Genomic DNA, 23,579 nt, shown 5'->3' with positions numbered 1-23,579 from the left:
AGGGTATTGAGATGGCCGATTTGAGCCTCTTCGCCGCCGCATGATCGAGGACATGACAGTCCGCAATCTGTCGCCGGCGACGCAGCGATCCTACATCAGCGCGGTTTCGAAGTTCAGCCGCTATTTCGGCCGATCGCCGGAGCGGTTGGAGCTGGAAGACGTCCGGGCCTTCCAGGTGCATCTGGTCTCGACCGACATCTCATGGCCGGCGCTGAGCCAGATCATCGTCTGTGCGCTACGGTTTTTCTACGGCGTCACGCTCGGCGAGGCGCTCATCCCGGAGCGCATTCCCTATGCGCGAGAGCCCCGCAAGCTGCCGGTCGTTCTCAGCGCCGACGAAGTGGTGCAGTTCCTCGAGGCGGTGTGAAGCCTGAAGAGCCGCGCCGCGCTCACCACCGCCTATGCGGCCGGCCCCAGGGCCTCCGAGGTCGCGGGACAGCGGATCGAAGACATCGACAGCACCCGCGGTGTCATCCAGGTGCGCCACGGCAAAGGCGCGAAGGATCGCAACGTGATGCTGTCGTCCCAACTGCTCGGCATCCTGCGCACCTACTGGCGGCTCGCCCGGCCGCGGCTTTATCTGTTCCCTGGGCGTGACGAAGGTCACCCGATTGATCCGACCGAGTTGCATGCCGCCTGCCGCTCGGCGGTCAAGGCTGCGGGCCTGACCAAGCGCGTCACGCTGCACACGCTGTGCCACAGCTTCGCGACGCATCTTCTGGAGAACGGAATCGACATCCGGATCGGCCAGGTTCTGCTCGGGCACAATAATCCGTCGTCGACCGCGCGCTACACGCAGGTCGCCACCCATACGATCCGGGCGACCCAGAGCCCGCTCGACCGCCTGTCGCTGGAGGTGACGCCACCGGCATGACAACGGCTCCGGGATCCGGCTTATGACCCCCCGACGTCCGCCCGCACCGACCGCCATTGACATTGCCGATATCTTGCGCCGGCATGGCGACGCCTATCGTCGTGACCATGCCGGTCATCACGGTCGCGTCGAGCGGCGGGCGATGAGCGCCATTGTTGGGTGCCGAACCGAGGCGCTCGGCGGCCACGTCGAGGCCCGCAATGACTGCGGCATGACGCGGATCGCCTATAATTCCTGCCGGAGCCGGCATTGTCCGAAGTGTCAGGGGCCAGCCCGAGCCGCGTGCCTTGCCGCGCGAGAAGCCGACCTGCTGCCGGTTCCCTACTTCCACGTCGTCTTTACGCTTCCTGCACCGATCGCCGCGATTGCTTTCCAAAACAAGGCGGTCGTCTAGGCCATCCTGTTTAGGGCCGCCGCCGAGGCGATGACCGCCGCTTGCTGCCAATCCGCGCCGGCTCGGCGCGGAGATCGGCGGCGTCGCGGTCCTGCACACCTGGGGACAATCGCTAACGCATCATCCCCACATTCACTGTGTCGTGCCGGGCGGCGGCCCGTCACCTGATGGAACACGCTGGATCGCCAGCCGACCGAACTTCTTCCTGGCCGTCAAACCGCTGTCCCGGCTCTTTCGCTGTCTTTTTCTCAAACGCCTGATCGGGGCCTTCCACGCCGGCGCCTTGCGCTTCTTCGGCGATCTTGCTTCTCTTGCCGAACTCGACTCTTTCGCTGGTCGCATCAAAGCCATGCAGCGCGTCAACTGGGTTGCTTACGCCAAGCGGCCCTTCGGCGGACCCGCACAGGTGCTGGCCTATCTCGGCCGCTACACCCATCGCGTCGCGATCGCCAACAGCCGGCTCGTCGCACCCGACAACGATCATGTTGCCTTCACATGGAAGGATTACCGCCAGGACGGCGCGACAAAGATCATGAAGCTCAAGCCCGACGAGTTCATTCGCCGCTTCCTGCTTCATACGCTGCCCGATGGTTTCCATCGCATCCGCCACTTCGGCTTCATGGCCAACCGCCATCGCGCTGCCAAGCTCGCCCTTTGCCGCGAACTTCTCGATCATGAGACAGCCCAAACGACAGCCAGCCGCCGCCTGTGGATTCGGAAGCTCAAACCTGGGCCGAAGTTCCTGCCTGTCCGGATTGTGGTGGCGTCATGCGCATCATTGAGCGCTTTCGACACAGCTTCAGAAGCTCCATCCCTCGAACATCACCGTTCCGATGCGACACATCGTGAGCCAAGTCATGCCGTGCACGACGATCATCATTCGTCATTTCGCTCCCAGCGTCTCGATCATCGCGGACGATGTCGACTCCGTGCTTTCACACTGCGCGACAACAACCGTCCGATGCAGCAAAATGCCTATCGCGATCTCCAGTGAAGCGCGTCTGATCTCAACTCTTCCCCGATGCGCACATCTCGTGTCTCTGCCTCACGCGCCGAGCCAGCAGATCGGGCCTTCCGATCTCGAATGTGCTGCATGCTCTGGTCCTCGTCTTCGGCCAGAACGAACTTCAAACTGGATTAAGCCCGAGGGGCAGGGTCAACACCCACGCCTTCCTCGGCGGTGCAAAATCCATGCACCAGATTCGTGTGGGCGTCGGCGGCGCCACTACAACGATCGCGTGGTTGCCCCCCAGCGCATCCAGTACGAGGGCAACCTATGGCGTGAGGACACCACGCGGCAATCCTCAGCGCGCGGCAATCCTCAGATGGGCTGTGACGGGCGTCTCTTGGAGACTCGTACGACTCTCACGGCTACTCGCCGTTCCCAGCCGGTGGTCGGCCACAGTCGTCTCTTCTGGCGCGATTTGGCGGATTGTTAGCAAAGTTGCGCGACTCTCCGACCGCCTACATCTGTTCGTCGGAGCCGTGGCCTCTCGCGAGATCCCGTGTCCGTTGCATCGTGTGGGAAAAATATTCGTCGCGCTCGCGGCGCACGCGCTCTTGATGCGCTCTGAAATTCGCAACTCGTTTGCTGATGTGCTCTCGCTCGGAGGTGTCCCAGCTCAACCGCGGGGGAGAATCGGGTGGGGAAGCTTTTGCGATTGGCGCGATGGGTGCTATCAGCTTTGGAATAGGCGCTACGCTCCGTGCGCGTTCTACGAGTGCCGCGGATTGTTGAACCAGCGCCTCCAGTTCCTTCTTCCAGTTCATCTTCCATGTTCTCCGACCAGTCATGGGAGCATGCTAATTTGGTGCGGTACGCTCGTCCAGCTACCCCTTTTGGTAGTTGCGAGGCCGCTGCTTGTCCGCAAAATAGTGGCCGATGAGCCATTTGGGCCGATGAAATTCGCGGCTTCCCTGCTAGGAGAACCCACCAACGTAACCTTCGTCACCCAAGTGACGCAACAGGATGGAAGATCAGAACGATGCGACCTGGGTCAAACCCGTCGGCTGTGCCTGGTCTCTGGCATGAAAGCATGATCGCCCAGGCTCGCCATGCTCGAACTCCTCAAGCGACTACGCTGACGCCGAAGCAGCGGAGATTGTGCGTCAATGGGCGAATCGGCGCCGCCCGAATGGTCCGACCAGAACTACTCTACAGTATTGCTCAAATGGGAGATGGGAGTGGCGAGGGGTGTTGTGAAATGGTTTAACGCGACGAAGGGTTTCGGCTTCATTCAGCCGGATGGGGGCGGCCAAGATGTTTTTGTACACATAAGCGCCCTGGAGCGCGCTGGCCTCTCTGACCTGCGGGAAGGGCAGGCAGTCTCTTACGAGCTTAAAGTCGACCCGAGGCGCGGTAAAAGCAGTGCGGAAAATCTGCGTGTCTGATTTCATGTCGTAGGCGTCTGGCCTCAGCCCCCCGCCCAAGTCTGGCGCTTACCTCGGAACGACCCCAGCCTCTTTAAGCACTGGGGTCGTTTCATTTCTCGCCAATTTTCGACGTTTCGCGGGTCCGAATACAAAAGAACGTAGCTAGCGATGCTCGCTAGCGCATCGCCTCTTTGTCCCGTTTGGTAGACGGGTAACAGTCAGTCCGCCCGCTCGTCATAGCGCGATTTGAAGGCGCTCGCGAGCGGCTTATTGGTCGGAAGGTCATCCTCCCCGATCATCCTGGACCGGAGGTGGTGGCGCCGGCGCTGATCAAACCCGATACCGTGCTGCGGCGCGAGTTCAACAGTGTGGACCAACGAAGGGATGGGAAACCTAAGCAAGGACTCTCGCGCGTTCGAGAGGGCTACGATATCAGGCTATTGATGCGCGAGCTCCCTTCGCCGGACGTTGGATCCGGTCAAGGTCGCCAGCCTCGAGGGCTCACAAGCAGGCAATTCGTAGATTGTGGGCAGGCTCCTCAACGCCCTCCATCAGGAGCCTTCGGGGATCTCGGGGAGCACGACGCCGCACCTGCGGCCGCGGTTGTGCATGCGGTCGCCGCGTTCTTTGCTCAGCCACACGCCTGGCTCGTACGCTGAAGCTGCAACCGCGTAGTCGCCCTTCAAGTGCTGGATGATCTCGCCGAGAAATGATACGCAGCGGCGATGATCGTTTACCTTCACATCAATAAGTGTCGGGGCAGGGCTGGATTGAATTTACCTTAATTGGGCGGGGCCATCTTTGGTTGAGTGCTCGTCCGGTCGCCACGCCATTATGGGATCGCTCTCCGCCCTAGAGCCTCTCGTCGTGGAGGTTGGCAATCCTCCTGGCGCAGCGAACCGGCTAGAACTGAAAATCGAATTTTGAGATGCACGAAGGCAATGCCGAACTCACCTATCGGAATTCCAAGGGGATTTTGCTGAGCCGGGACATTTCGGGCGTCCACCACCGATCCGCGCCCCTCGTAGTCTAATTTATGTAACCGCGGAACGCTTCCGTCCATCATTAGGGCTTCGCACGGACCAACATACGGCCCGTTGGCATCGCGCGTTGAAGCCCACTTGAGGATTCAAAGCCGGAGCGGCTGCTAGCATCAATGCTAAAGCTCGATCCGTCCTCCTAATGAACCAGCGCATGCGACGGCACCTTGAAACATCGCGCTTCCGATCGGCATCAAGCGTCGGCGCCTATCTGGGTCTTACGCCTCGACGCAACCACTCTGGCGAAACTGGGCAAGATATCACGATGGGGCGACCGTCTTCTCCCAACCTACCTGTACGAGGCGGCGATCGTCCTGCTTCATCGAACGAAGAAATGGTCCTCTCTTAGGGCTTGGGGCATGAAGCTCGCTAAGCGGATTGGCATGCGAAAGGCAAAGGTCGCCATCGCGCGCAAACTCGCCATCCTTCTTCACTGTATCTGGGTCTACGGCACATCGTTCGACTGGGGCCAGAGGAAGGAAGCCTGATCCGATCTTGTAGAGTTCCTGGTCCGGTCTGCCGGACTGGCGATGTCTCGCTGGGACGGTGTTGTGGCGGCCTCGGTCAATCAGGCGGTGGCGGCTCGTCCGCACTCCGCTGCAAACGTTGAGGCGCCCGACCCCGACATCATCATGAGGCGCTGCGCGACTTGGAAAGGACCATGATCCCAGCGAAGACCTCAACCAGCCCCGGCGATCTAATGCACGTATCAGCCGGCCCGCGCCGTCTCCGCAATCCGGACCAGCTCCGACGGCGCGAGCACTACCACCGTGCCGTGGGCGAGTTCAGAAATGTAAGTTTTGACAACAAACCGCAATTAAAGGGCCGATTGACACCCAGCGCGCGCGTACGCAGGCGAGGCAATCGCGGCTCCCCGGAGATCATGATCCGCGAGCGCCCTGCTAAAGCTGCCGAAGCAGTGCCGGGACATCGTGAGTGAGACCTCCTCCTCGGTGTTGGCAGCTCGGCAATCTGCAGGCCGTCCGAACGCACGAAAGGCATCACGATGCTATTGCACCGTTCGTTTGGCGGGGTTGGCGAAGCGCAGCGCCTGGTGGCGAGCGACGCAGCTCTTCGAGTAAGGTCAGGCCCTCTTTCACGACGCCGGCCGGAACGACAGTCCCACTCAGGACGCCAGTCGAGGACACCGAGTGCCGTTTGTCGTGTGTCAACTATCAACTCTCGCAGTTGATGGAGAGAACGACCCATGCAACCGTAACGATCGGATACCACCGATGCAGGTCGATTAACATCCGGAGAGACGCCCGTGCCATGCGGCGCCACGTCCATGGATGAAAAATGCGTACAAGCAGCGGCTGATCATCGACAAATCAAACGGGCGGATCCTTCGTACAGTGATGTTTAATAATGACGAGTGACGGCACAGAATCTTCGCTCCGCATCTGGCTCGCCGTCATCGTGCTAGGCATCGCCTCGTTTCACATCGTCTTGGCAGAGATAGCACCTATCGGGCTGTTGTCTCAGATTGCTCGCGACCTCGGACGAGATCAGGCAGCGGTCGGGCTCACGGTGGCCCTCTATGCCTGGATCGGTGCTGCCAGCGGTCTGTTGTCACCCGTTCTGCTTCAGAAGTTTCCTCGCAAGCCGCTACTCATCGCCTTGACTCTTATCCTTTCCGCAACAACGTTTGCGGCGACGATGTCTCACACTTTCGAAGGGTTGTTGCTGGCACGCACGGTGGGCGCTGTCGTTCACGGTTTCTATTGGGCCATGGCGGCTGCGGTTGCGTCTAAGATTGCGCCGTCCCGCAGTATGGGTGTTGCGATGGCAATCGTATTCGGCGGGATCTCGATGGCGACCGTTGTTGGCGTGCCGCTCGCGAACTTCGTCGGTCAGGTGAGCGGATGGCGTGCAGCGTTCAGATTAATTGGCGCCATCGGACTGATCACCTCAGCCCTGATGGTGGCAGTTCTTCCGAAAATGCAGGCCGGGACGCCAGCGGGATGGAGAGAGCTTGGATCAGTCTGCCGCAGGCATGACCTGTTGGGGATCTATGCCGTAACGACATTCATGGCGGCGGCGCATTTCGGGGCGTACACATTTATAGAACCATTCCTCAGCGAGATTCCAAACGTTGCCCAAGTCATGATCGGCGCGCTGTTGTTCGGCTTTGGCGGAGCAGGATTCCTGGGGAACATCCTGGCGGGCGTCCTCATCGACCGCTTCATGAAGCCCATCATCACTGCGGGGCTGCTTGCTCTGTGTCTGGCGCTCGTTGGCCTTGGATGGTTTGGTCCCCACTTGGGGACAGGCCGGGTCCTTGTCTTGCTGGTCATCTGGGGCGCTGCCGTCGCGGCGCTGTTCGCGGGACTCCAGACCTGGATCCTGCGCGCCGCCGGTTCGACAGTGATGACTGCTGCCGCGATGCACTCGGCGGTCATCAATTCGGCCATCGGCTTCGGAGCCGTCCTTGGCGCCCAGATGTTGACTGTAGCCGGCCCATCAGGAGTGATGCTGGCAGCTGGTATGGTCGTCATCATCCCTCTGCTGATAGTTCTCCCGCAAGCAGCCCCAGAGGGTGATCTAAAAAAGGGGGCGTTGCTTGATGGATAACGCCGCAGCCGTGCGCAACGCGCGGATCGCCGCGTGCCCTACCACGAATGTCGCACGAAACCTTCCGCTGGTACGCGAGCGTTGGACCAAAATGTTCGTGCAGCCAAGCGGACCGGTCGAAGGGGGTGAAACACCACGCCAGGCCTTGCCCGAGAACTCGTTGAGGAACTCGGCATCGAGGTTTCTGGCGATGTACGCGAACATTTCGGGCGATTGCGCCGTTGCGGCATTGCGAGGAGCATTCGGTCGAGCGGTCTACCGCACTGCGGAACACTTTTGCATTCTTTCCACACAACAATGTCTCTGTCCTGAGATTACCCGGCATTCTAGCATCATAATTGGCGCTACCCGACAGACGGGCAAGCTCGCCTTCTTCATCCCGTGAGCGTCCTCACGCTGGCGTGTGACGCGCTTCTCGATGATCGGTCCTATCGCGCTCAACCGAAGGCGCTCTTTGCTGGCTCTTCTGAGGCGCTGCCGAGCAGCTGAGCCATCATCGCCTTCCTGCGCGAAATGAGCAAGCTGATGACCTATTTGCGTGCCTTCCTGATTGAGCGCTCACCAGCATCACAATGGCATTCCAAGCAGCGACTTTGATCAATTGCGTCCTTAGACCCACTGGGATCTCAAAGCCATGGTCTAGAACTGGGCTTACTGTCAATGAACGCGCATGATGGTGCCTTAAGACGAGACGCAAGATCGGCGCGGCCTCTAGATCAAGTTTACGCGCTAGACACGTCCGACCAACGGCCGATGATCCAATGCGACGGCCATCCCGAAACGAGTGAAGCGACCTGCCACAATGCGCTCGGAAATGTTGTCATCTGGCGCGGACTCTCCAGACACACCGGATCGAACTCTGCGCCGAAATTGGAGCGGTTGGAAATGTGGGTAAATGAAGTCTCATCGAACAGTTCCACCGCTGCGGCTTTGGAGCGGCTGTTTCCGCGGTCAGCGTGAGTTTCCGGTGCGCCAACCTGTCGAGCAGATTGACTCGCCGCAACTGCAAAATCGGACTAGTGGCACACCCGATAAAAATCCATTAGCGTAAGCTTCCTATGTTTAGCTTGCCTGATTTGCGTGTACTGGAAGTCGCGGCTGTCGTCATCGAAGAGGGCAGCATGAGCGCGGCCGGCCTCAGACTTGGCATCACTCAATCGGCCGTTTCACAAGCGATGAAGCGCGCGGAGGCGCATATTGGCGCGTCCCTCGTCCGTCGCGATCGTCGTCCTCTTGGGCCCACGGAGGCGGGGCAAGCTCTGCTCACCCACATGCGCGAGATAACCCTGCGCGTCGGACGAGCTGTCGAGGAAATGCGGGCCGCCGCAGCGCGTCCCGAACGCGAGGACCTTCGGCTCGGGATGATCGACACGTTCGCGTCCACAGTTGGACCACTGTTGGTCCGCAGCCTCATGGCGGGTTCAATCGCGCTTCGCGTGAGCGCGTATTCGGGGCTGGTACCCGCGCACGCCGAGGCATTGATGCGCAACGAGATCGATGCAGCTGTCACATCGGATCCAATGGAGGGCGTTGACGAAGTTACCCCATTACCCCTATTGCGCGAGCCATTCCTCCTGGTAGCACCGATTGCCTGGGCGGATACTCTTCGCGATCGTCCACTGGACGACCTACTCCTCGAGCACCGACTTATCCGCTACACTGCGCGTTCGCACATGGGAACGCAAATTGAACGTCATCTCCGGCGTCTAAGGATAGAGCATCCGCAGACGATGTCGTTCGACACGTCGGACTCGCTGCTCTCGATGGTCGCCAATGGCATGGGCGTGGCGATTACAACACCCCTGTGCATATTGCAGGCTGCCGTCCATCGACCGGCGCTCGAAGTCATGCCATTGCCGGCGACCGGCCTCTCGCGCACGATCGCGTTGGTGACTAAGCAAGGCGGATTAGACACGTTGGCTGCGCGAATAGCGGATGATATTCGTGTGCTCCTGCGGAACTGGACCTTGCCCCAGATCGCTGCTCAAATTCCCTGGATGGCTCGTTCCGTCGGCAGCATCGTGTTGGATCCGCTCGCTCACGAGGACGCCGCCTGCCGGTGCGTTGCGGGCGGCTCCACCCGGACGCTCGACGAACAGTATATCCCTAATTAATCATACTTATTAGCCTCCATAACATCTCCGATCTCAGCTTTAACTCTCGCCCGTCTTCGGAGAGAGTTGTTTGCGTAGCGTCCGAACCCGGGATCAGAGATGTCAGCGACTCGCACCGAAATAGACAGTCTAGGAACGCGCGAGCTGCCGCTGCGCGCCCTGTACGGCTTGGCCTCCCTGCGTGGGAGCGAGAATTTCGACATCTCACTCCAGAAGCTCGGTGATCAGCCGGCACTTCTTCGGGCACTAGCGCGCATCAAGCGCGCTGCCGCGGCGGCGAACCGTGAGCTCGGAGCCCTCGACGCCAAAGTAGCAGGAGCACTAATCGCGGCTGCGGACGAGGTCATTGCTGGTAAACACGATCGGCAGTTTATCATCGATTTGCTCGAAGGCTCCGGCGGCACATCGATCAACATGAACATGAATGAGGTTCTGGCGAACCGGGCCCTGCAAATTGTCGGTGAAAAGCCCGGCCGGTACGACGTGATCCACCCAAATGATCACGTGAACCTTTGCCAGTCGACGAACGATGTGCTGCCCTCGGCGCTCAAGTTGGCGGCGCACGAAAAGTCCGGCGATCTGGTGGGTGCGCTGGAACAGGTGGCGGCCGCTCTTTCGGAGCGGGCCATTGTATTCGCTGACGTATTGCGCGTCGGCCGCACATGCATGCAGGCCGCCCAGCCGATGACGCTCGGTCAGGCGTTCGGCGGTTACGCATCAGCGATCAAGCGGCTCTCCTTGAAGCTGTCCGTGGCGCGCCAGGAATTGATGGTGCTTCCCCTCGGAGGCACTGCGATTGGCACCGGGCTCGGAGCAGTGCCGGGCTATCGCCGTGCCGTCTATGGACATCTTGAGGCGATCTTGGGCGCCGCGGTACGCCCAGGCGACGACATGTTCGATGCCATGCAGAACGCCGACGCCTTCGCACGCGTGTCGTCGGAAATCCGCATCGCAGCAGAGGTATTGGCGAAAATTGCCTCTGACCTGATCATCCTTTGCTCTGGGCCAAATACGGGGCTTGGCGAGTTGCGGTTGCCCGCTCTCCAGCCCGGTTCTTCGATCATGCCAGGTAAACTCAATCCAGTTCTGCCGATGATGATCCAGCAAGTTGCGTTCGCTATCGTCGGCAACGACGCCGCAGTATCTCTCTCTGCGTTGAGCGGCCAACTCGAAATCAATCACTTCGAGCCAGTCATCGCCTCGCGCCTGTTCGATTCGATCGAGCTTTTGACGCGATCGGCCAGAATATTTGCCGACCACTGCATCTCGGGGATCCGGGCAAATCGGGAACGGTCGCTCAGCAACTTGATGCAATCTTCGGCTCTTGCGACCGTGTTCGTACCGCGCCTGGGTTATGAACAGGTATCGACACTTGTCCTTGCAGCCGCTGAGCAAATGCGGCCCTTCGTCGAAATCGCGATCGACCGCGGACTTCTGAACCGTAGCGCGGTTTTGCAGATGCTGCACGAGAGCACCCGTTATCGCGAGAATGGCGCATGAGCGCGATTCTGCACCTGCCCTTGTACGGGAAGGGCTCACGAGCATGCCGCGAGTCGATGCACAACACCGGAGGATCAACCTACGAAGGTCATACCACAGCCAACTCGCCATCGCCCTGTCTCAACCCGATGCGGCGGATGAGACGATGCGCCGCGATCGAGAGGCCGCTTGTTCATGGGTCAGTGCTCCGGCCTCTCTTCAAGTCGTGCTTATACGGACGCGCCTGGCCGAAGTGCCAGGGGCAGTGATCGGCAAAATCAGCAAACACGTAAGAAATTGTCGATAACGTATTCTAACCATTCGCGTGGGGCCGTCCTGGCCTCCGCCAATCTTCACATCCTGTTCGGCCGGTAGCCCGATCAAGATGTGCAAGTTCTCCGATAGCTGGTTACGGCCTGATTCACCTGATGATACATTCACGAGGCGTGATCGAGTCCCGCAGGTTCGAACACGGGCCCAACATTTTTTCGTTCGTTCGCTGCCGTATTCAAGACGGCACTGAGGCACGCGAAATCCATCCGATGCCGAGAGGCAGCTGCGCGCGTCAGAATCTCATCCGTCGTCTCGACTGGGGCCCAGCTGAAGTTTCCCCACTCCCAGCCGTTGTTTATGTCGTATGCGACATTCGGTTTGAGTATAAGGTAAGGTCAATCAAGATGCTCTGGCTATAGGCCTTGTCGATGACCGTGCCAGTGTTTACCTGGTTTGTAGCAAAAGTTAGCATCACCTTTTGTATTGGCGTCATTGCATTTAGCTGCTTGCCATAGAGTGGCAAAGCGCAAAGGGGTTCGCATTTCCATTCACCAATTCGGAAACGCCGCATGTTACTGGTGTGACAGTCAGTTCTCGATTGAGATCACCCCCGCTTCACGGCCGACCACATTGCCGCTGCCTTGGGCCGTTTCGACTTCCAGCCTTTGGCCGATATCAATGCCGTAAGAGCTGACGCCCTTAATTTGGCCGGTAGGGCGCGCAATCGGGCCGCCAAGCAGTTTGGAGTGGCGATCAGCACGGCGATCGGCTGGATGAAGCGGGTCGATGAGACCGGCAGCGTTGCTCGGGGCCAGATGGGTTGGAAAACCATTACCTTTCTGGCGGCCCTGCGCCATGACCGGATCGATGCGCCATGGTTCATCGAGGGACCAATCATGGCGTGAGCTTCCGGATCTATGTGGAGAAGGTTCTCCTGCCGACCCTTCGGCCCGGCGACATCGTCGTCCCGGACAATCTCGGCAGCCACAAAAGCAAAGCCGTACGCCAGCTCATCCGCTTCGCCGGAGCAAAGCTCTTCTTCCTGCCAAAATACTCACCCGACCTGAACCCCATCGAACAAGTCTTTGCCAAACTCAAGCATCTGCTCCGCAAGGCAGCCGCACGAACTGTCGATGCGGTCTGCGCCGCCATCAGCGAACTCCTTTATGCATTTACACCCGAAGAATGCGCCAACTACCTCAAAAACTCAGGCTATCGAAGCTAGTCCCATCACGCTTTAAGGGCGAGCCTCCCAGGAGGCTAGCGCCCAATGCTCTGTGCCTCGATCATATCCGTTCTCAGCTCAACCCGCTATCCCGATCGCTCTTGAGGACCGTGCCGGAGCGCTCGTCTGAGCTCGCCGAACTGGTTGAACATGACGATGAGAGCGATTATTCCGGCGCCAAGCTCTGCGAGCGCTTGACTGGCTAACAGTCCGTTAAAACCCGCTACCAGCGGGAATAACAGTACGGCCGGTATGAAGAGATACCCCTGCCTGGCCAAGGACACAATTGCACTGAGGCGCGCTCTCCCAAATGACTGAAGCATTGCCGTCACGAAACTCTGCACCCCAAACAGTCCAAAGAAGAGATGGAACACGATGCAGGTCGAGACGGCAATTTCGGTGACGTACTCGTTATCGCTAAATAGGCTCACCAAAGGCCTCGCAAAAATCACAACGGCCGCAGAATACAGCACCGAGAATGCGATCGTCACGAAGAGCATGAACTTCGCAGCTCTCAATATATGAGCATAGTCGCGTGCGCCCCAACCGAAACCCAGGATAGCTTGAGCGCCAATACAGAACCCGGTGATAGGCAGTGCGCCGACCATCAAGATACGCACAGCTATTCCAACCGCGGCGATGGAATCGTCGCCGAACGGCGCAGCAGCTCCGTACAAGAGCATAACGGCAAGAGCAGATAAGATACTCGTCATTGTCGCCGGCGCGCCTACCAACGCGAGCTGTCTGATGCGATCTGCTCGCAATGATATGTGAGATATCCTGACGAGAACCGTCCCGCCAAGCTTCGTAAAATACACGATATACAGTCCGACAGCAGAGATCTGAGACACCAGCGTTGCGAGGGCTGCGCCTCGCACGCCAAGGTCAAGTGAAAATATGAAGACGGGATCAAGCACAGCGTTCAGGATAAACGCGGTCATCATCACCCACATGCTAAATCGTGTATAGCCTTCGGCTCTTACAATGAACCCGCTGACGGTATTTAGTAGCATCGGGGTGTACCCCAACAAAACCGTTCCCGCGTAGTCGAGCGCCACGGGCATGATGGTTGGGGTTGCTCCGAGCGTTGCAAATATCCCTGGCAGATTTGGAAGCAGAGTGAGGGTGACTATGATACCGATCGGAGCGGCGAGCGCGAGTGCCGTGCTTGCGCCTCGACTCGCTTCTAGGTACTCACGAGCGCCCAGATGACGAGATATGAACGACGCTGCTCCAACACCGATCCCCTGTCCGGCTGCGGCGAGCAGGACCACGATCGGCAAGGTCATGCTAACAGCTGCGATCGCCTGCGCGCCTAGGGCGCCAACAAAGATCGCATTGACGACCTGCTGCAGCGCATGGATCGATAATCCAACAACAGACGGAATGGCGAGCCGCAGGATAAGACTCAAGAGATTCTGGTCCGATAGATCGACGTGCTGTTTTTTCTTCGGCATCACATTGCGCTTGCTGTCGAGGGCGAATTCTGTATTCGGTCCATTCACGGACGAGTGAACTTTTCCAAGTTCGACGATGGCGTACTCAGCGCAATCCTCTCTGGATCTGCTCTGGCACGCCGTGATCGCCTGGATAGGTTGACGTTTTCAAAGCTGATTTTTGCCTGGGCATACGCCTCCCATCAGTTGTAGCGAATACTGACTGAGGTGTTTGAGGGTAGCCCCCAGGTTCTGCTAGTCATATTGTGCCGTTCCGCCCTTTGGTTGAGCATCGTGCCGGTTGCGTTCACTTCTCGGGATGATGATCGGCGGGGAAACGCGGCCAGACCCTAGAGCCTCAAGTTGGTTTTGGCATCTACCGGATCTTGTAGTAGACGCTCCATCATCTGCATGGCACAAGCAATGAACGTGCTCAGAACCACTGTGGTGGTTCGATGATGTCCTGCAATCTTTACAAGATATCGGGTTCCTCAGCGCGATCGAGACGAACGGCAGGCTGCCGGCCCCGGCCAGCGTGGTGACTGGATTTGCGTCAGTAAATCGCGCCGCGCTGGCCGTCACTCGCGGACACGAACTGAAAATTCGTGTGGCCGCAACCGGCAGCCTGCCAGACCGGTTCGATGAACGTGGCTTGGACAATTTCTGCTTCGATCGAAAGACCGCCCTGACGCCGTCGAGCGGCGGGCTATCTCGTACTGCCTGGCTCAGCCGAAATGGCGGCTCAGCGTGCCGTCCCACAAACACTCGGCATCACATGAAGATATCCCAAGCATTTAAGTTCGAGGCAGCGCACCGACTTCCAAACGTCCCGCAGACACATCGCTGTCATCGGGTGCATGGTCATTCCTATCGCGTCGAGGTCGTGCTGAAAGGGGCAGTCGATCCGCACACCGGATTCGTAATGGATTTCTTCAACATGGAGGAAGCGTTTGGCCTTCTTATAAAGAAGCTCGATCACCATTGCCTCAACGACGTCCCGGGACTGGAAAATCCGACGGCGGAAAATATCGCCATCTGGATCTGGGAGCACGCGAAACCGCGCCTCGCCCAACTCTCGAGCGTGAGGGTGTACGAGACGACGGATAGTTGGGCGGAATATGACGGGCCCGATCGCTGAATTCAGCGCTGATTTGGGACTGTGTCGATGCGGCGCGCCTGTCGTTCTTCGGCTCAGAAGCGGACTTGCTCGATCTGCGATTCGGCTCTTCATCCGCCACGCCCGCGGCCAGATTTCTCGCTCACAGAGGAGCCCTTGGATCCGACCGGAGCGCCCGGTTTGGCTATGAGGACACCCATCACGTGACCGCATTCGAAAAGCTTCCGGCCAAACGATTCGGAATCCCGCGTTGTGCTAACCGCGGAACGATCTGAGGGATTCGTCCTCAGGAGCGAATTCGATGCTGATTGTACCGGCGAGACGACCCGCCATCCCGGACGCTGCGGCTCGGCGACTTGGTGCTGCAGCAGGTCGGCGCTAGCCGCCAATGCGAGGAGCACGGGTGGATGCAAGATCGCGCAAGCCCGCATGTGCGCGAGCGTGCCATAGACATCGCCGTCAATATCCCCCGTTCGAACTTCGACGGGCGAAGCCTCAATTGAAGCTGGCGAGGTGCCGGACTCGAGCGTCCGCGCTGACTGGTCAGGGATGCATCCCTTGGCCGACTGGTTATTTCCACCCAACCAATAGCTGCGGACGTAAACCGGGCGAACAGCTGTCCACAGGAACCGATGCCTCGCCCCGCCGCATCCGATAGAGTGCAGTCAGGCCCGCACCGACCACGGGTTCATCCCGGGAACCTCCAATCCCCAAACCTTAGCCGAAATGGCGGCCGCGCTCGAGTAATCGCCGGACTATCGCGTCTTGGCCGGCTCGTTTCGCGCCCAAAATTGGCGGGGATTGAATTTCTTGGCAACTATCTAAGCCTGCAGCAAATCAGCGGTCTCTTTTCAGACAGCAATTGCAGCGCGGTCAGGAAGTGAATAATTCTCCACCAAGAGCAAATTGAAAAATGGGTACGCCACTCATTCGGGGAACATGGATTCTGTCCCTGTCCCGGCCGACGTCAATCTTGCGAGTTATGCTGCCGTGATGTCCGGCAAATCACGTGGCGGTGGCCTGCTCGGTCAGGTAACAAGAGCATCCGCCTGTCGGACCAGAAACGGATCCGCGACGCGCTCTTCGCCGAACACATGATTCCCCCCAAGCTTCGCACCACCGGCTTGAAGGTCCGGACGCGCAAGGGACCGTGAAACCCTCCCAGGCATCCGTCGCTCACCACATCTGCACAATGAAGCGGCCGTATTTGGTCACGATGTAGTCCTTCACCTCGGGCAAGCAGTAGATCGAGACGAAGCGCAGCAGCCGCGGATCATCCTTCCTGTCCGCCGCCATGAACTGCAGGCACCCAGTGCGATCAAGTTACCGCGGTCGGCGAGCAGCGCCGCTACGCTAGCGGCGCGATCGAGCAAACCCGAGTTGATCGTTAGGATCATCGCTTGGCCAAGTGGGCATCGGATGCTCCGACGAAGGCGAGCTCGGCGGCGTTCTGGACGTGATCGGAACTCGCGTCGGCGCGGTGATCCGACGCGATCGCGACATAGAGCGCCGGCAGCACGAAAAGCGTGAACAGCGTGCCGATGGACATGCCCGCGACGACCACGAGCCCGATCGAGAAGCGGCTCGCGGCGCCAGCACCCGTTGCGGTCAACAAAGGTAAGAGGCCCGTGACCATCGCCGCGGTGGTCATCAAGATTGGACGGAGGCGGACGCGCGCCGCCATCTCGATGGCCGAGCGGGAATCGAGTCTCTCCTTGAGCTGCAGCTGATTGGCGAACTGGACCATCAGAATACCGTGCTTGGATATCAGCCCAGCCAATGTCAACAGTCCGATTTGGGTGTAGATGTTCATCGTCGCCAAGCCAAAGAATAGCGGGATTAAGGCGCCGGCGATTGCCATGGGAACGCTGAACATGATGATGAGGGGATCGCGCAGACTTTCGAATTGCGCCGCAAGCACCAAGAAAATGACGATGAGTGCAAACGCAAAGGTGATGACTAGTTTGTTACCCTCCTGCACATATTGACGGGCGTCCCCGAGGAAGTCGTGGCTGAACTCTGCGGGCAGTTTCATTGCCTCGACGTCGAGGAAGTCCACAGCCTGACCGATCGTGACGCCGGGCATCGGTACGGCTTGGAAGGTCGCGGAGTTGAGCTGGTTGTAGTGGGTGAGTGCGTTCGGATTGGTCGCAGTCTCGATGGAGACCACGGTCGATAGCGGCAGCATCGAGCCCGCCGCTGTCTTGACATAATAGCTCCCAAGTGATTCCGGCGTCAGGCGTTTCTCGCGCGGCACCTGCGGGATCACTTCGTAGGAGCGGCCCTGCAGGTTGAAGCGATTGACATAGTTTCCGCCAAGGAGGGTCGCGAGCGCGCTACCGACGTTCTGCATGGTGATGCCAAGGTCGCTCGCCTTGGATCGATCGACCTTGATTCGCACCCCCGGCTGGTTGAACTCAAGGTCAGAGTCGCTGACCATGAACAGACCGCTCTTGCGCGCGGCATCCTTCAGCTCCGACATCTGCTCGTAGATGTACTGGAAACCGAGCGTCGACTTGATCACCATCTGCACTGGTAAGCCGCCCGAACCGCCCGGAAGCGGCGGCAAGCTAAAGGCAAATGCGTTGATGCCTTCCAGTTTGGACAGCTCGACCTGGACCAGCGATTTCAGCGCGATCGATGAGCGCTTGCGCTCGGCCCAAGGCTTAAGCAACATCCCGGCCATGCCGCCCTGCGGACCGCTGATGCCGTTGAGCACGAAGCGAAAATCCGTCTCGGGAAACTTCTGGAGTGCCTTGTCGAGCTTGGCGCCGTAATAATCCAGGTAATCAATATTGGCGTATTTCGGCGCTTTTGTCAGTGCGAATACGATGCCCTGATCCTCCTCGGGTGCGAGTTCCTTGGAAGTATGCATATACAGAAAGGCGACGAGGCCCAGCATGGTCAGCGCAAACAGCCCGGTAATCGGGCGATAGTCGAGCGAGCGGTCGAGCTTGCGGCCGTACCAGCGCGTCATGGCGCTGAACACACGATTCACAAACTTTGCAAACCGCCCCTCTTCAGCGCTCTTCAGGAAGACCGCGCACATCATGGGCGACAGCGTCAACGCGATCACGCCCGACACGATCACCGAACCCGCCAGTGTAAACGCGAATTCGCGGAACAGCGCGCCGGTGAGGCCGCCGAGAAAGCCGATGGGCGCGTACACGGCGGCCAACGTAATCGTCATGGAGAGGACGGGGCCGACGATCTCGCCCGCGCCGTTCGTAGCGGCTTGCGCGGGCGACGCACCTTCTTCCATATGGCGATGAACGTTCTCCACCACGACAATTGCGTCATCAACCACGAGACCGATCGCAAGCACCATCGCAAGGAGGGTCAGCAGATTGAATGAGAACCCCAGCGCCAGCATCATACTGCAGACGCCAATAATGGACAGCGGAATGGTGACGACCGGAATGATGACAGACCGCAGGGAGGCCAGGAACAGGAAGATCACAAACACCACGATCGCGACCGCCTCAAGGAGCGTCTTCTCCACCTCGTCTATCGATGATTGGATGAACTTGGTGGAGTCGTAGGCCACTTCCATCTTCAGCGATGGCGGCAGGCTGCGCTTCATTTCTGGAAGCAGTGCCCGAACGCCTCGCACTATGTTCAGTGGATTACCTTCTGGGCTCGCCTGCACGGCGACGAAGATCGCGTGTTCGCCGTTCATCGCGACGCTGGCGTTTGTGCTCTGCGCCGCAAGCTCGACTGTCGCGATGTCCTCCATGCGCACAAAGCCGCCGTCGTTGGCTTTGACGATCATGCGCTTGAAGTCATCAACACTCCGCAGATCAGTGTTGACCGTGACGTCGGAGAGAGTGAAATAGCCCTTAGTCTGGCCGGCCGCAGCCTGGAAGTTGTTGGCCGCGATTGCAGCCGAAACATCAGCTGGCGACACGCCGTGGCCCGCCATTCTCGCGGGATCGAGCCATAACCGCATCGCAAAACTCTGGCCGCCGAGGATGTCTGCCGCTGCGACGCCGTCTACAGTTGACATAATCGGTTGCACCACGCGCGAGAGATAGTCGGAGATCGCGCTGGCCGTCAGTTCTTCGCTGGAGAAGGCGATATACATGACAGCTGTGGTCTGACCGGCAGATTTGGTGACGACCGGATCGTTCGATTCCTTAGGGATTAAATATTTGACCGAGTTGACCTTGGAGAGCACTTCAGTGAGCGCCTCGTTGGGCTCGAAATTGAGCTTGATATAGACCTGGATCGTCGAGGCACCGAGCACCGAGGAGGACGTAATGTAATCAACGCCTTCGGCCGAAGCGAGCGCTTGCTCAAGGGGCGTGGTGATGAACCCCTGGATCATGTCGGCGGAGGCGCCAGGATAAGAGGTTGTGATATTGACGACCGTGTTGGTCAGCTTAGGATACTGCCGGATTGGCAAAACGGTGGCCGCACCAATGCCGGTCAGCAGGATCAGGAGACTGACGACGATAGACAATATCGGACGTTTGATGAAGAGCTCGGTAAATGCCATCGCGATGCTCGCATTCAAGAGACTGACGGAAATTCGCCAGTAAGCCAGGCTACAGCAACAGTCATCAACGCGGCGACTGTGGCTAGGGGACCTTCTCAGGGTAGAGCCCCATGTTTCTCTTAAGCTAGCAACCGCCCCGGGGGATCCGGCTCGAACCAGTAGAGCTGAGCCTCTGGGCAAAGCCGCAGACAATGTAAAGAGTCAGCTCCGTCGTAGCAGCCGATGTCCAAGATCACTGGGTCCTGCTTCTGGAGGGAGCACACAATGTGCTGATGGACCTCCAACGCGGAAGTGGGCTGACGTATTTCCATTTAACCTCGTCCCACGCCTCAATGGCAGCAATGCCTTGCAGCACACTTATCAACTCAGCTTAGGATTTCGCGCCGCCCCACCCTTCGGACGATCCAGCTTCGACGCTGAAACTACAGACAAGCCGACGGGCAGCTCAACTCTACAGAGGTAAGCCGGGGATATAGAACGGGTTGCATAACCTATACCAACGTTTGTCGACGAGCGACGCCCGCATGAGCCGCGCGAGACTTGTGATGTTGCTCGAGAGCACAGGCGTTTCCCTTCGGTCTTGTGCTTCACGATGAACCGGCCATCTTGGGTCCGCCCGCAAAGTAAGTGAACCCCAGGAAGGCGAAGGTCTCGGCCACCGCTCGCTGCGCGGCTGACGCGGGACGGCCGCGAACCGCGCCCAACTCGATCAACCGGGTTTTGTCCGCATGGAGCGCCGGCCAGTCGCGCCTTGAGGGCCAAGAGCATTTCCTGGGCATCTGCCTTGCTCTCGAAGCCGATGACGAAGTCGTGCGCAAAGCGCACGGTCACAACGCGACCGCGTGCATGGCGACCGCTCCAGTGGTCGACCCAGCGATCGAGGAGGTAATGCAGGAAGATGTTGGAAAGGAGCGGACTGATCCTGCCCTTTGCGGCGTGTGTCCTGCTTCTCGCCGCTCTCACGAACGCTAGCTCGCAGCCGCATCTCGATGAGCTGCAGGATACGAGGATCGGCAATCCTGTGCGCCACCATCCGCAGCAGCCACTCGTGGTCGACCGAATCGAAGACACTGGATATGTCATGATAGCCGGATCCAGGGCATCAAGCTCCATCTGAGGATCCCGCCCCGGCCGGAGGCCGTAGGAGAACCCGAGGAATTCGGGCTCATAGGCGGCGCTCAACACCTCGGCCACCGCGCTTTGGACGATCTTGTCCTCTAGCGGCCGGCACACCGAGAGGCCGCCTACCCCCGTCGGCTTGGGGATGTAGACGCGCCGCACCGGCTGTAGCCGGTAGGGACAGTGTGGACCCGTGCGCAGAGATCGCGGATAGGTCCGTGAGCCCCTCTTCGTACTTTGCCTCCCTTATCGCATCGACCTCCGCGCCGGCCTGCGGGCTTTTGTCGTCGAAACGCCCGAAGCAGAGCGTCTTTCTCGATGTGGTGCAGCAAGGCTGTGAACCGGTTTGGACATATGGTCGGCATGTTCCCCAACGAGGAGGCCATGGTTCGCCTCATTGGAGCGGTCCTGCTCGAACAGAACGACAATGGGCCGTCCAGCGCGCCCGTTACATGACGCTAGAAACCATCGCGCCTTTGAGCGATGATTCGAGCGTCAGCCTTCCGGCCGCCAGCTGACCGGCCCGGCCCTCTTGCCGGCGAACCGGTTGCCCGAGCGCCAGTTACAGCATGCTGAGGAACACGAGTATTTCTGACAGTGCTTTTCGCGCCCTACTGCGGAGCTCACGAAGACGCGATTGCTGGCTCTTGGAGCCTCGACGCAAGAGCGATCGAACAAGCGGAATAAGAAAAGACCCAATCATCGAAGGGTCCTTGGGGTCGGACCACCGCGTCTGGGCTGAACGTTACAGTTCGCCGGGGCTCTGCGGCAGCCACTACAATCTGTGGGGAACCGAGGACGGCTCCTACGCACCGGGCACCCGCACCCGCACCCGCACCCGATAACAAACTTACGCCGCCGACAGTATTTTTACTCCGCTTTGCTTAGCATTTCTGCTCTGGACTACGCGCCTCATCGCCAGGAATGCCCTCACGCACGCTGCGGCACTTGACGAATTTCATTTTCATTCGACGCTGCCGAAGCCAGCATGAGGACGCGTTGCGAGTAATCGCTGCGGCTTGGCCGTAGCGCAGCGCGGAAATTTACGCTAGCTTCCGCTCGCGAGTTTGCAAATGCCTACCCGCATTCGATCTTTCCGAAGACAACGAGCGACCATTCGACCGCTTGCCCCCTCCCATCCTCAGAGCTGGGATAATCCGGACAATGAGGAAATCTGGTTTGAGTTGGCGCGCGCCATCGGACGTCAGATCGCACGGGATGAAAATCATGGCTCGGGGCAGCCGATAGAGGACCGGCATGACGACACCGTCATCGAAGAAAACGGCCGTAATATACGCGCGCTATTCGAGCGACATGCAAAAGGCGAGCTCGATTGACGGTCAGCTGTTACTCTGCCGCAAGGTCGCATTGCGCAACAACCTCGATGTCGTCGGCGAGTTTGTGGATGCCGCAAAATCTGGTCTTACCGAAGGTGCGCGGGACGGCTATCAGCGCTTGCTCAACGGTGTGCGAAGCCGGCAGTTTGACGTAGTCGTCGTTGAGCATTTCGACCGCTTGTCGCGCGATCCCGCAACCATCCAGCGTCTCAAGCAGGTTTTCGAGTTCAACGGCGTTGAGCTGATGGATCAGAAAGGAGTCTACGCGACCGCCACTGACATTAGCATCGCAAGCCTGTACAACACGATTTACAAGCCGCAGCTCGCCGAAAAGGTTCGGCGCGGCCATGACAACGCTGTTGCGAACGGAAGAATTCCGGGCTCATACGCCTATGGTTATCGGCCAAGGCCGGGCGCGCCCGGCGAGCGCGTAATCGATGAGAACGAAGCAAAGATTGTGCTCCGCATCTTCAAAGAATATGCAGCGGGCCGCTCGACCCGAACTATCGCCGCTGACCTCACCCGCGAAGGCGTGCCCTCACCAGGGGCAACTCGTCACAAGAACAAGGCGGGTCGCACCACCTGGAACCATCAGTGCATCACAGGCGGTCGGCATGGTCGCGGCATTATCGGCAACGAACTATACATCGGCGAGATACATTGGAACGTTCGCTCGACAATTCTTAACCCAGAGACGCAGAAGAAACAGAAGCGCCGCAATCCGGCAGAACGCCACATTATCGTCAAAAAGCCAGAGCTGCGGATCGTTCCGCAAGGGCTCTGGGATCTAGCGCAGAAGGTTCGTAGGGTGCGCGCGGTGTCTATGTTCGGACCGACTGGCCAGCCGCGGCGTCGCGCCGTGAGTCCGCGCAACAATGAGCACCCGCTTGCCGGTGTGCTCCGGTGTGGCGTCTGCAATGGCCATATGCGAATCGCTCAATCCTCGCGTAACGGTGCGCCGCGCGCGGCATGCGCGAGCGCGCATCAGCGGGGCACCTGCGAGCACACCCGTAGCTTTGATATGGACGTTCTGCTCGAGGATGCCTCCGAAAAAATCCAGGTGAAATTGCTTTCGCCGAAAGCCATTGAAGAGGCGATGCGTACTTGGAAGGAGGAGCGCAAAAACGATCGGAACAATGGTAGCGAACACAATAAGCTAGAGCGTCGACGCCGCGTATTGACTACCGAGATCGAACGCCTCTCTTATGCCATCGCAAATAGCCGCCGCAAGCCGGACGAATTGCTCAAGCGGATCGATGAGTGCGACCTGGAGCGGGAAAGCGTTGAAGAGCGCTTGCGGCTGCTGGGCGGTGGCGGCGAAAATATAGTTGGCTTCGATCGCCCGAAATTCAGTGACCGATACTCCTCGGAGGTTAGAAGGCTTATCACCGCGCTCAAAACCAATCCGAAGGCGATCGAAACTCGCATTGCCTTCCGCAACTTGATTGAATGCATAGTAGTGCATCCGGTTCGCAAGCGGATGCCCTACGAATATACGCCCTACCTGAACAGCTCCGCGCTTTGCGGAAAGAACCTTTTTCCCGAAAACCGCAGCAAGGAGCGAGAGATCAGCACGTTTGCATACTACGACAATGGCAAGTCAGGGAAATCCGTGTCCTCGTAGTAGACGCGAACCTGCATATGGTGGCGGCCGTCGCGGATCTCGCCGTCGAGATGAGCTGTCATTTCGCCTTAGAGCTTCTCTGTCTGCGAGCTTCCTCGAGAA

10 protein-coding genes and 6 pseudogenes are annotated in these 23,579 nt (G+C 59.0%); 11 read left to right on the top strand and 5 right to left on the bottom strand.

The features are described from left to right. The first annotated feature begins 40 nt into the window (after positions 1 to 40). Positions 41 to 874, top strand: a pseudogene (locus tag AC0L3U_RS14470) (tyrosine-type recombinase/integrase). A gap of 22 nt (positions 875 to 896) precedes the next feature. After that, a pseudogene (locus tag AC0L3U_RS14465) lies at positions 897 to 2,117 on the top strand (IS91 family transposase). Between the two features lie 615 nt (positions 2,118 to 2,732). Here AC0L3U_RS14465 and AC0L3U_RS14460 read toward each other — a convergent pair. After that, positions 2,733 to 3,038: a hypothetical protein gene (locus tag AC0L3U_RS14460; protein ID WP_259217614.1), complete on the bottom strand. Its 306-nt coding sequence runs from the start codon at positions 3,036 to 3,038 to the stop codon at positions 2,733 to 2,735. A 414-nt stretch (positions 3,039 to 3,452) separates the two neighbouring features. On the opposite strand from AC0L3U_RS14460, the gene AC0L3U_RS14455 reads away from it, so the two are divergent. The 5 genes and pseudogenes from AC0L3U_RS14455 (at position 3,453) to AC0L3U_RS14435 (ending at position 10,869) form a co-directional block, all read left to right on the top strand. Further along, on the top strand, positions 3,453 to 3,659 hold the full coding sequence (locus AC0L3U_RS14455) for a cold-shock protein (protein WP_219682983.1): 207 nt from the start codon (positions 3,453 to 3,455) through the stop codon (positions 3,657 to 3,659). Positions 3,660 to 4,859: 1,200 nt separating this feature from the next. Further along, a pseudogene (locus AC0L3U_RS14450) lies at positions 4,860 to 5,169 on the top strand (transposase); the annotation flags it as partial. An 880-nt stretch (positions 5,170 to 6,049) separates the two neighbouring features. Further along, positions 6,050 to 7,255, top strand: coding sequence for an MFS transporter (locus AC0L3U_RS14445; RefSeq protein ID WP_259217615.1), 1,206 nt, complete (start codon positions 6,050 to 6,052; stop codon positions 7,253 to 7,255). A 1,058-nt stretch (positions 7,256 to 8,313) separates the two neighbouring features. Continuing rightward, entirely contained in the window at positions 8,314 to 9,369 is a 1,056-nt protein-coding gene (locus tag AC0L3U_RS14440; RefSeq protein ID WP_259217616.1) for a LysR family transcriptional regulator, read from the top strand. 99 nt (positions 9,370 to 9,468) lie between these two features. Continuing rightward, entirely contained in the window at positions 9,469 to 10,869 is a 1,401-nt protein-coding gene (locus tag AC0L3U_RS14435; protein ID WP_259217617.1) for an aspartate ammonia-lyase, read from the top strand. Positions 10,870 to 11,708: 839 nt separating this feature from the next. On the opposite strand, the gene AC0L3U_RS14430 is transcribed toward AC0L3U_RS14435, so the two are convergent. After that, the gene (locus AC0L3U_RS14430; RefSeq protein WP_157233980.1) at positions 11,709 to 11,978 is read right to left on the bottom strand and encodes a hypothetical protein; all 270 of its coding nucleotides are present in this window, start codon (positions 11,976 to 11,978) and stop codon (positions 11,709 to 11,711) included. Here AC0L3U_RS14430 and AC0L3U_RS14425 point away from each other — a divergent pair. After that, positions 11,943 to 12,346: pseudogene (locus AC0L3U_RS14425) on the top strand (IS630 family transposase); the annotation flags it as partial. The gene AC0L3U_RS14430 and the pseudogene AC0L3U_RS14425 sit on opposite strands and share 36 nt — an antisense overlap. An 86-nt stretch (positions 12,347 to 12,432) precedes the next feature. Here AC0L3U_RS14425 and AC0L3U_RS14420 read toward each other — a convergent pair. After that, positions 12,433 to 13,851 carry an MATE family efflux transporter gene (locus AC0L3U_RS14420; RefSeq protein ID WP_157234121.1) on the bottom strand — a complete coding sequence of 473 codons (1,419 nt, stop codon included), beginning with the start codon at positions 13,849 to 13,851 and terminating at the stop codon, positions 12,433 to 12,435. Positions 13,852 to 14,557: 706 nt separating this feature from the next. Here AC0L3U_RS14420 and queD point away from each other — a divergent pair. Continuing rightward, positions 14,558 to 14,920, top strand: a complete 363-nt coding sequence (gene queD / locus AC0L3U_RS14415; protein ID WP_259218648.1) for a 6-carboxytetrahydropterin synthase QueD — start codon at positions 14,558 to 14,560, stop codon at positions 14,918 to 14,920. 1,372 nt (positions 14,921 to 16,292) lie between these two features. Here queD and AC0L3U_RS14410 read toward each other — a convergent pair. Further along, entirely contained in the window at positions 16,293 to 19,397 is a 3,105-nt protein-coding gene (locus tag AC0L3U_RS14410) for an efflux RND transporter permease subunit (protein WP_259217619.1), read from the bottom strand. A 1,476-nt stretch (positions 19,398 to 20,873) separates the two neighbouring features. On the opposite strand from AC0L3U_RS14410, the pseudogene AC0L3U_RS14405 reads away from it, so the two are divergent. Together AC0L3U_RS14405 and AC0L3U_RS14400 are read left to right on the top strand one after the other, a co-directional pair. After that, positions 20,874 to 21,034 (top strand): annotated as a pseudogene (locus AC0L3U_RS14405) (IS256 family transposase); the annotation flags it as partial. A gap of 739 nt (positions 21,035 to 21,773) precedes the next feature. Further along, positions 21,774 to 23,477, top strand: coding sequence for a recombinase family protein (locus AC0L3U_RS14400; protein WP_259217620.1), 1,704 nt, complete (start codon positions 21,774 to 21,776; stop codon positions 23,475 to 23,477). Here AC0L3U_RS14400 and AC0L3U_RS14395 read toward each other — a convergent pair. Continuing rightward, positions 23,459 to 23,539: pseudogene (locus AC0L3U_RS14395) on the bottom strand (acyl-CoA thioester hydrolase); the annotation flags it as partial. The gene AC0L3U_RS14400 and the pseudogene AC0L3U_RS14395 sit on opposite strands and share 19 nt — an antisense overlap. Positions 23,540 to 23,579 lie beyond the last annotated feature (40 nt).

The sequence above is a fragment of the Bradyrhizobium sp. Kon69 genome (assembly GCF_055807515.1).
This window is presented reverse-complemented; position numbering and strand designations above follow the sequence as displayed.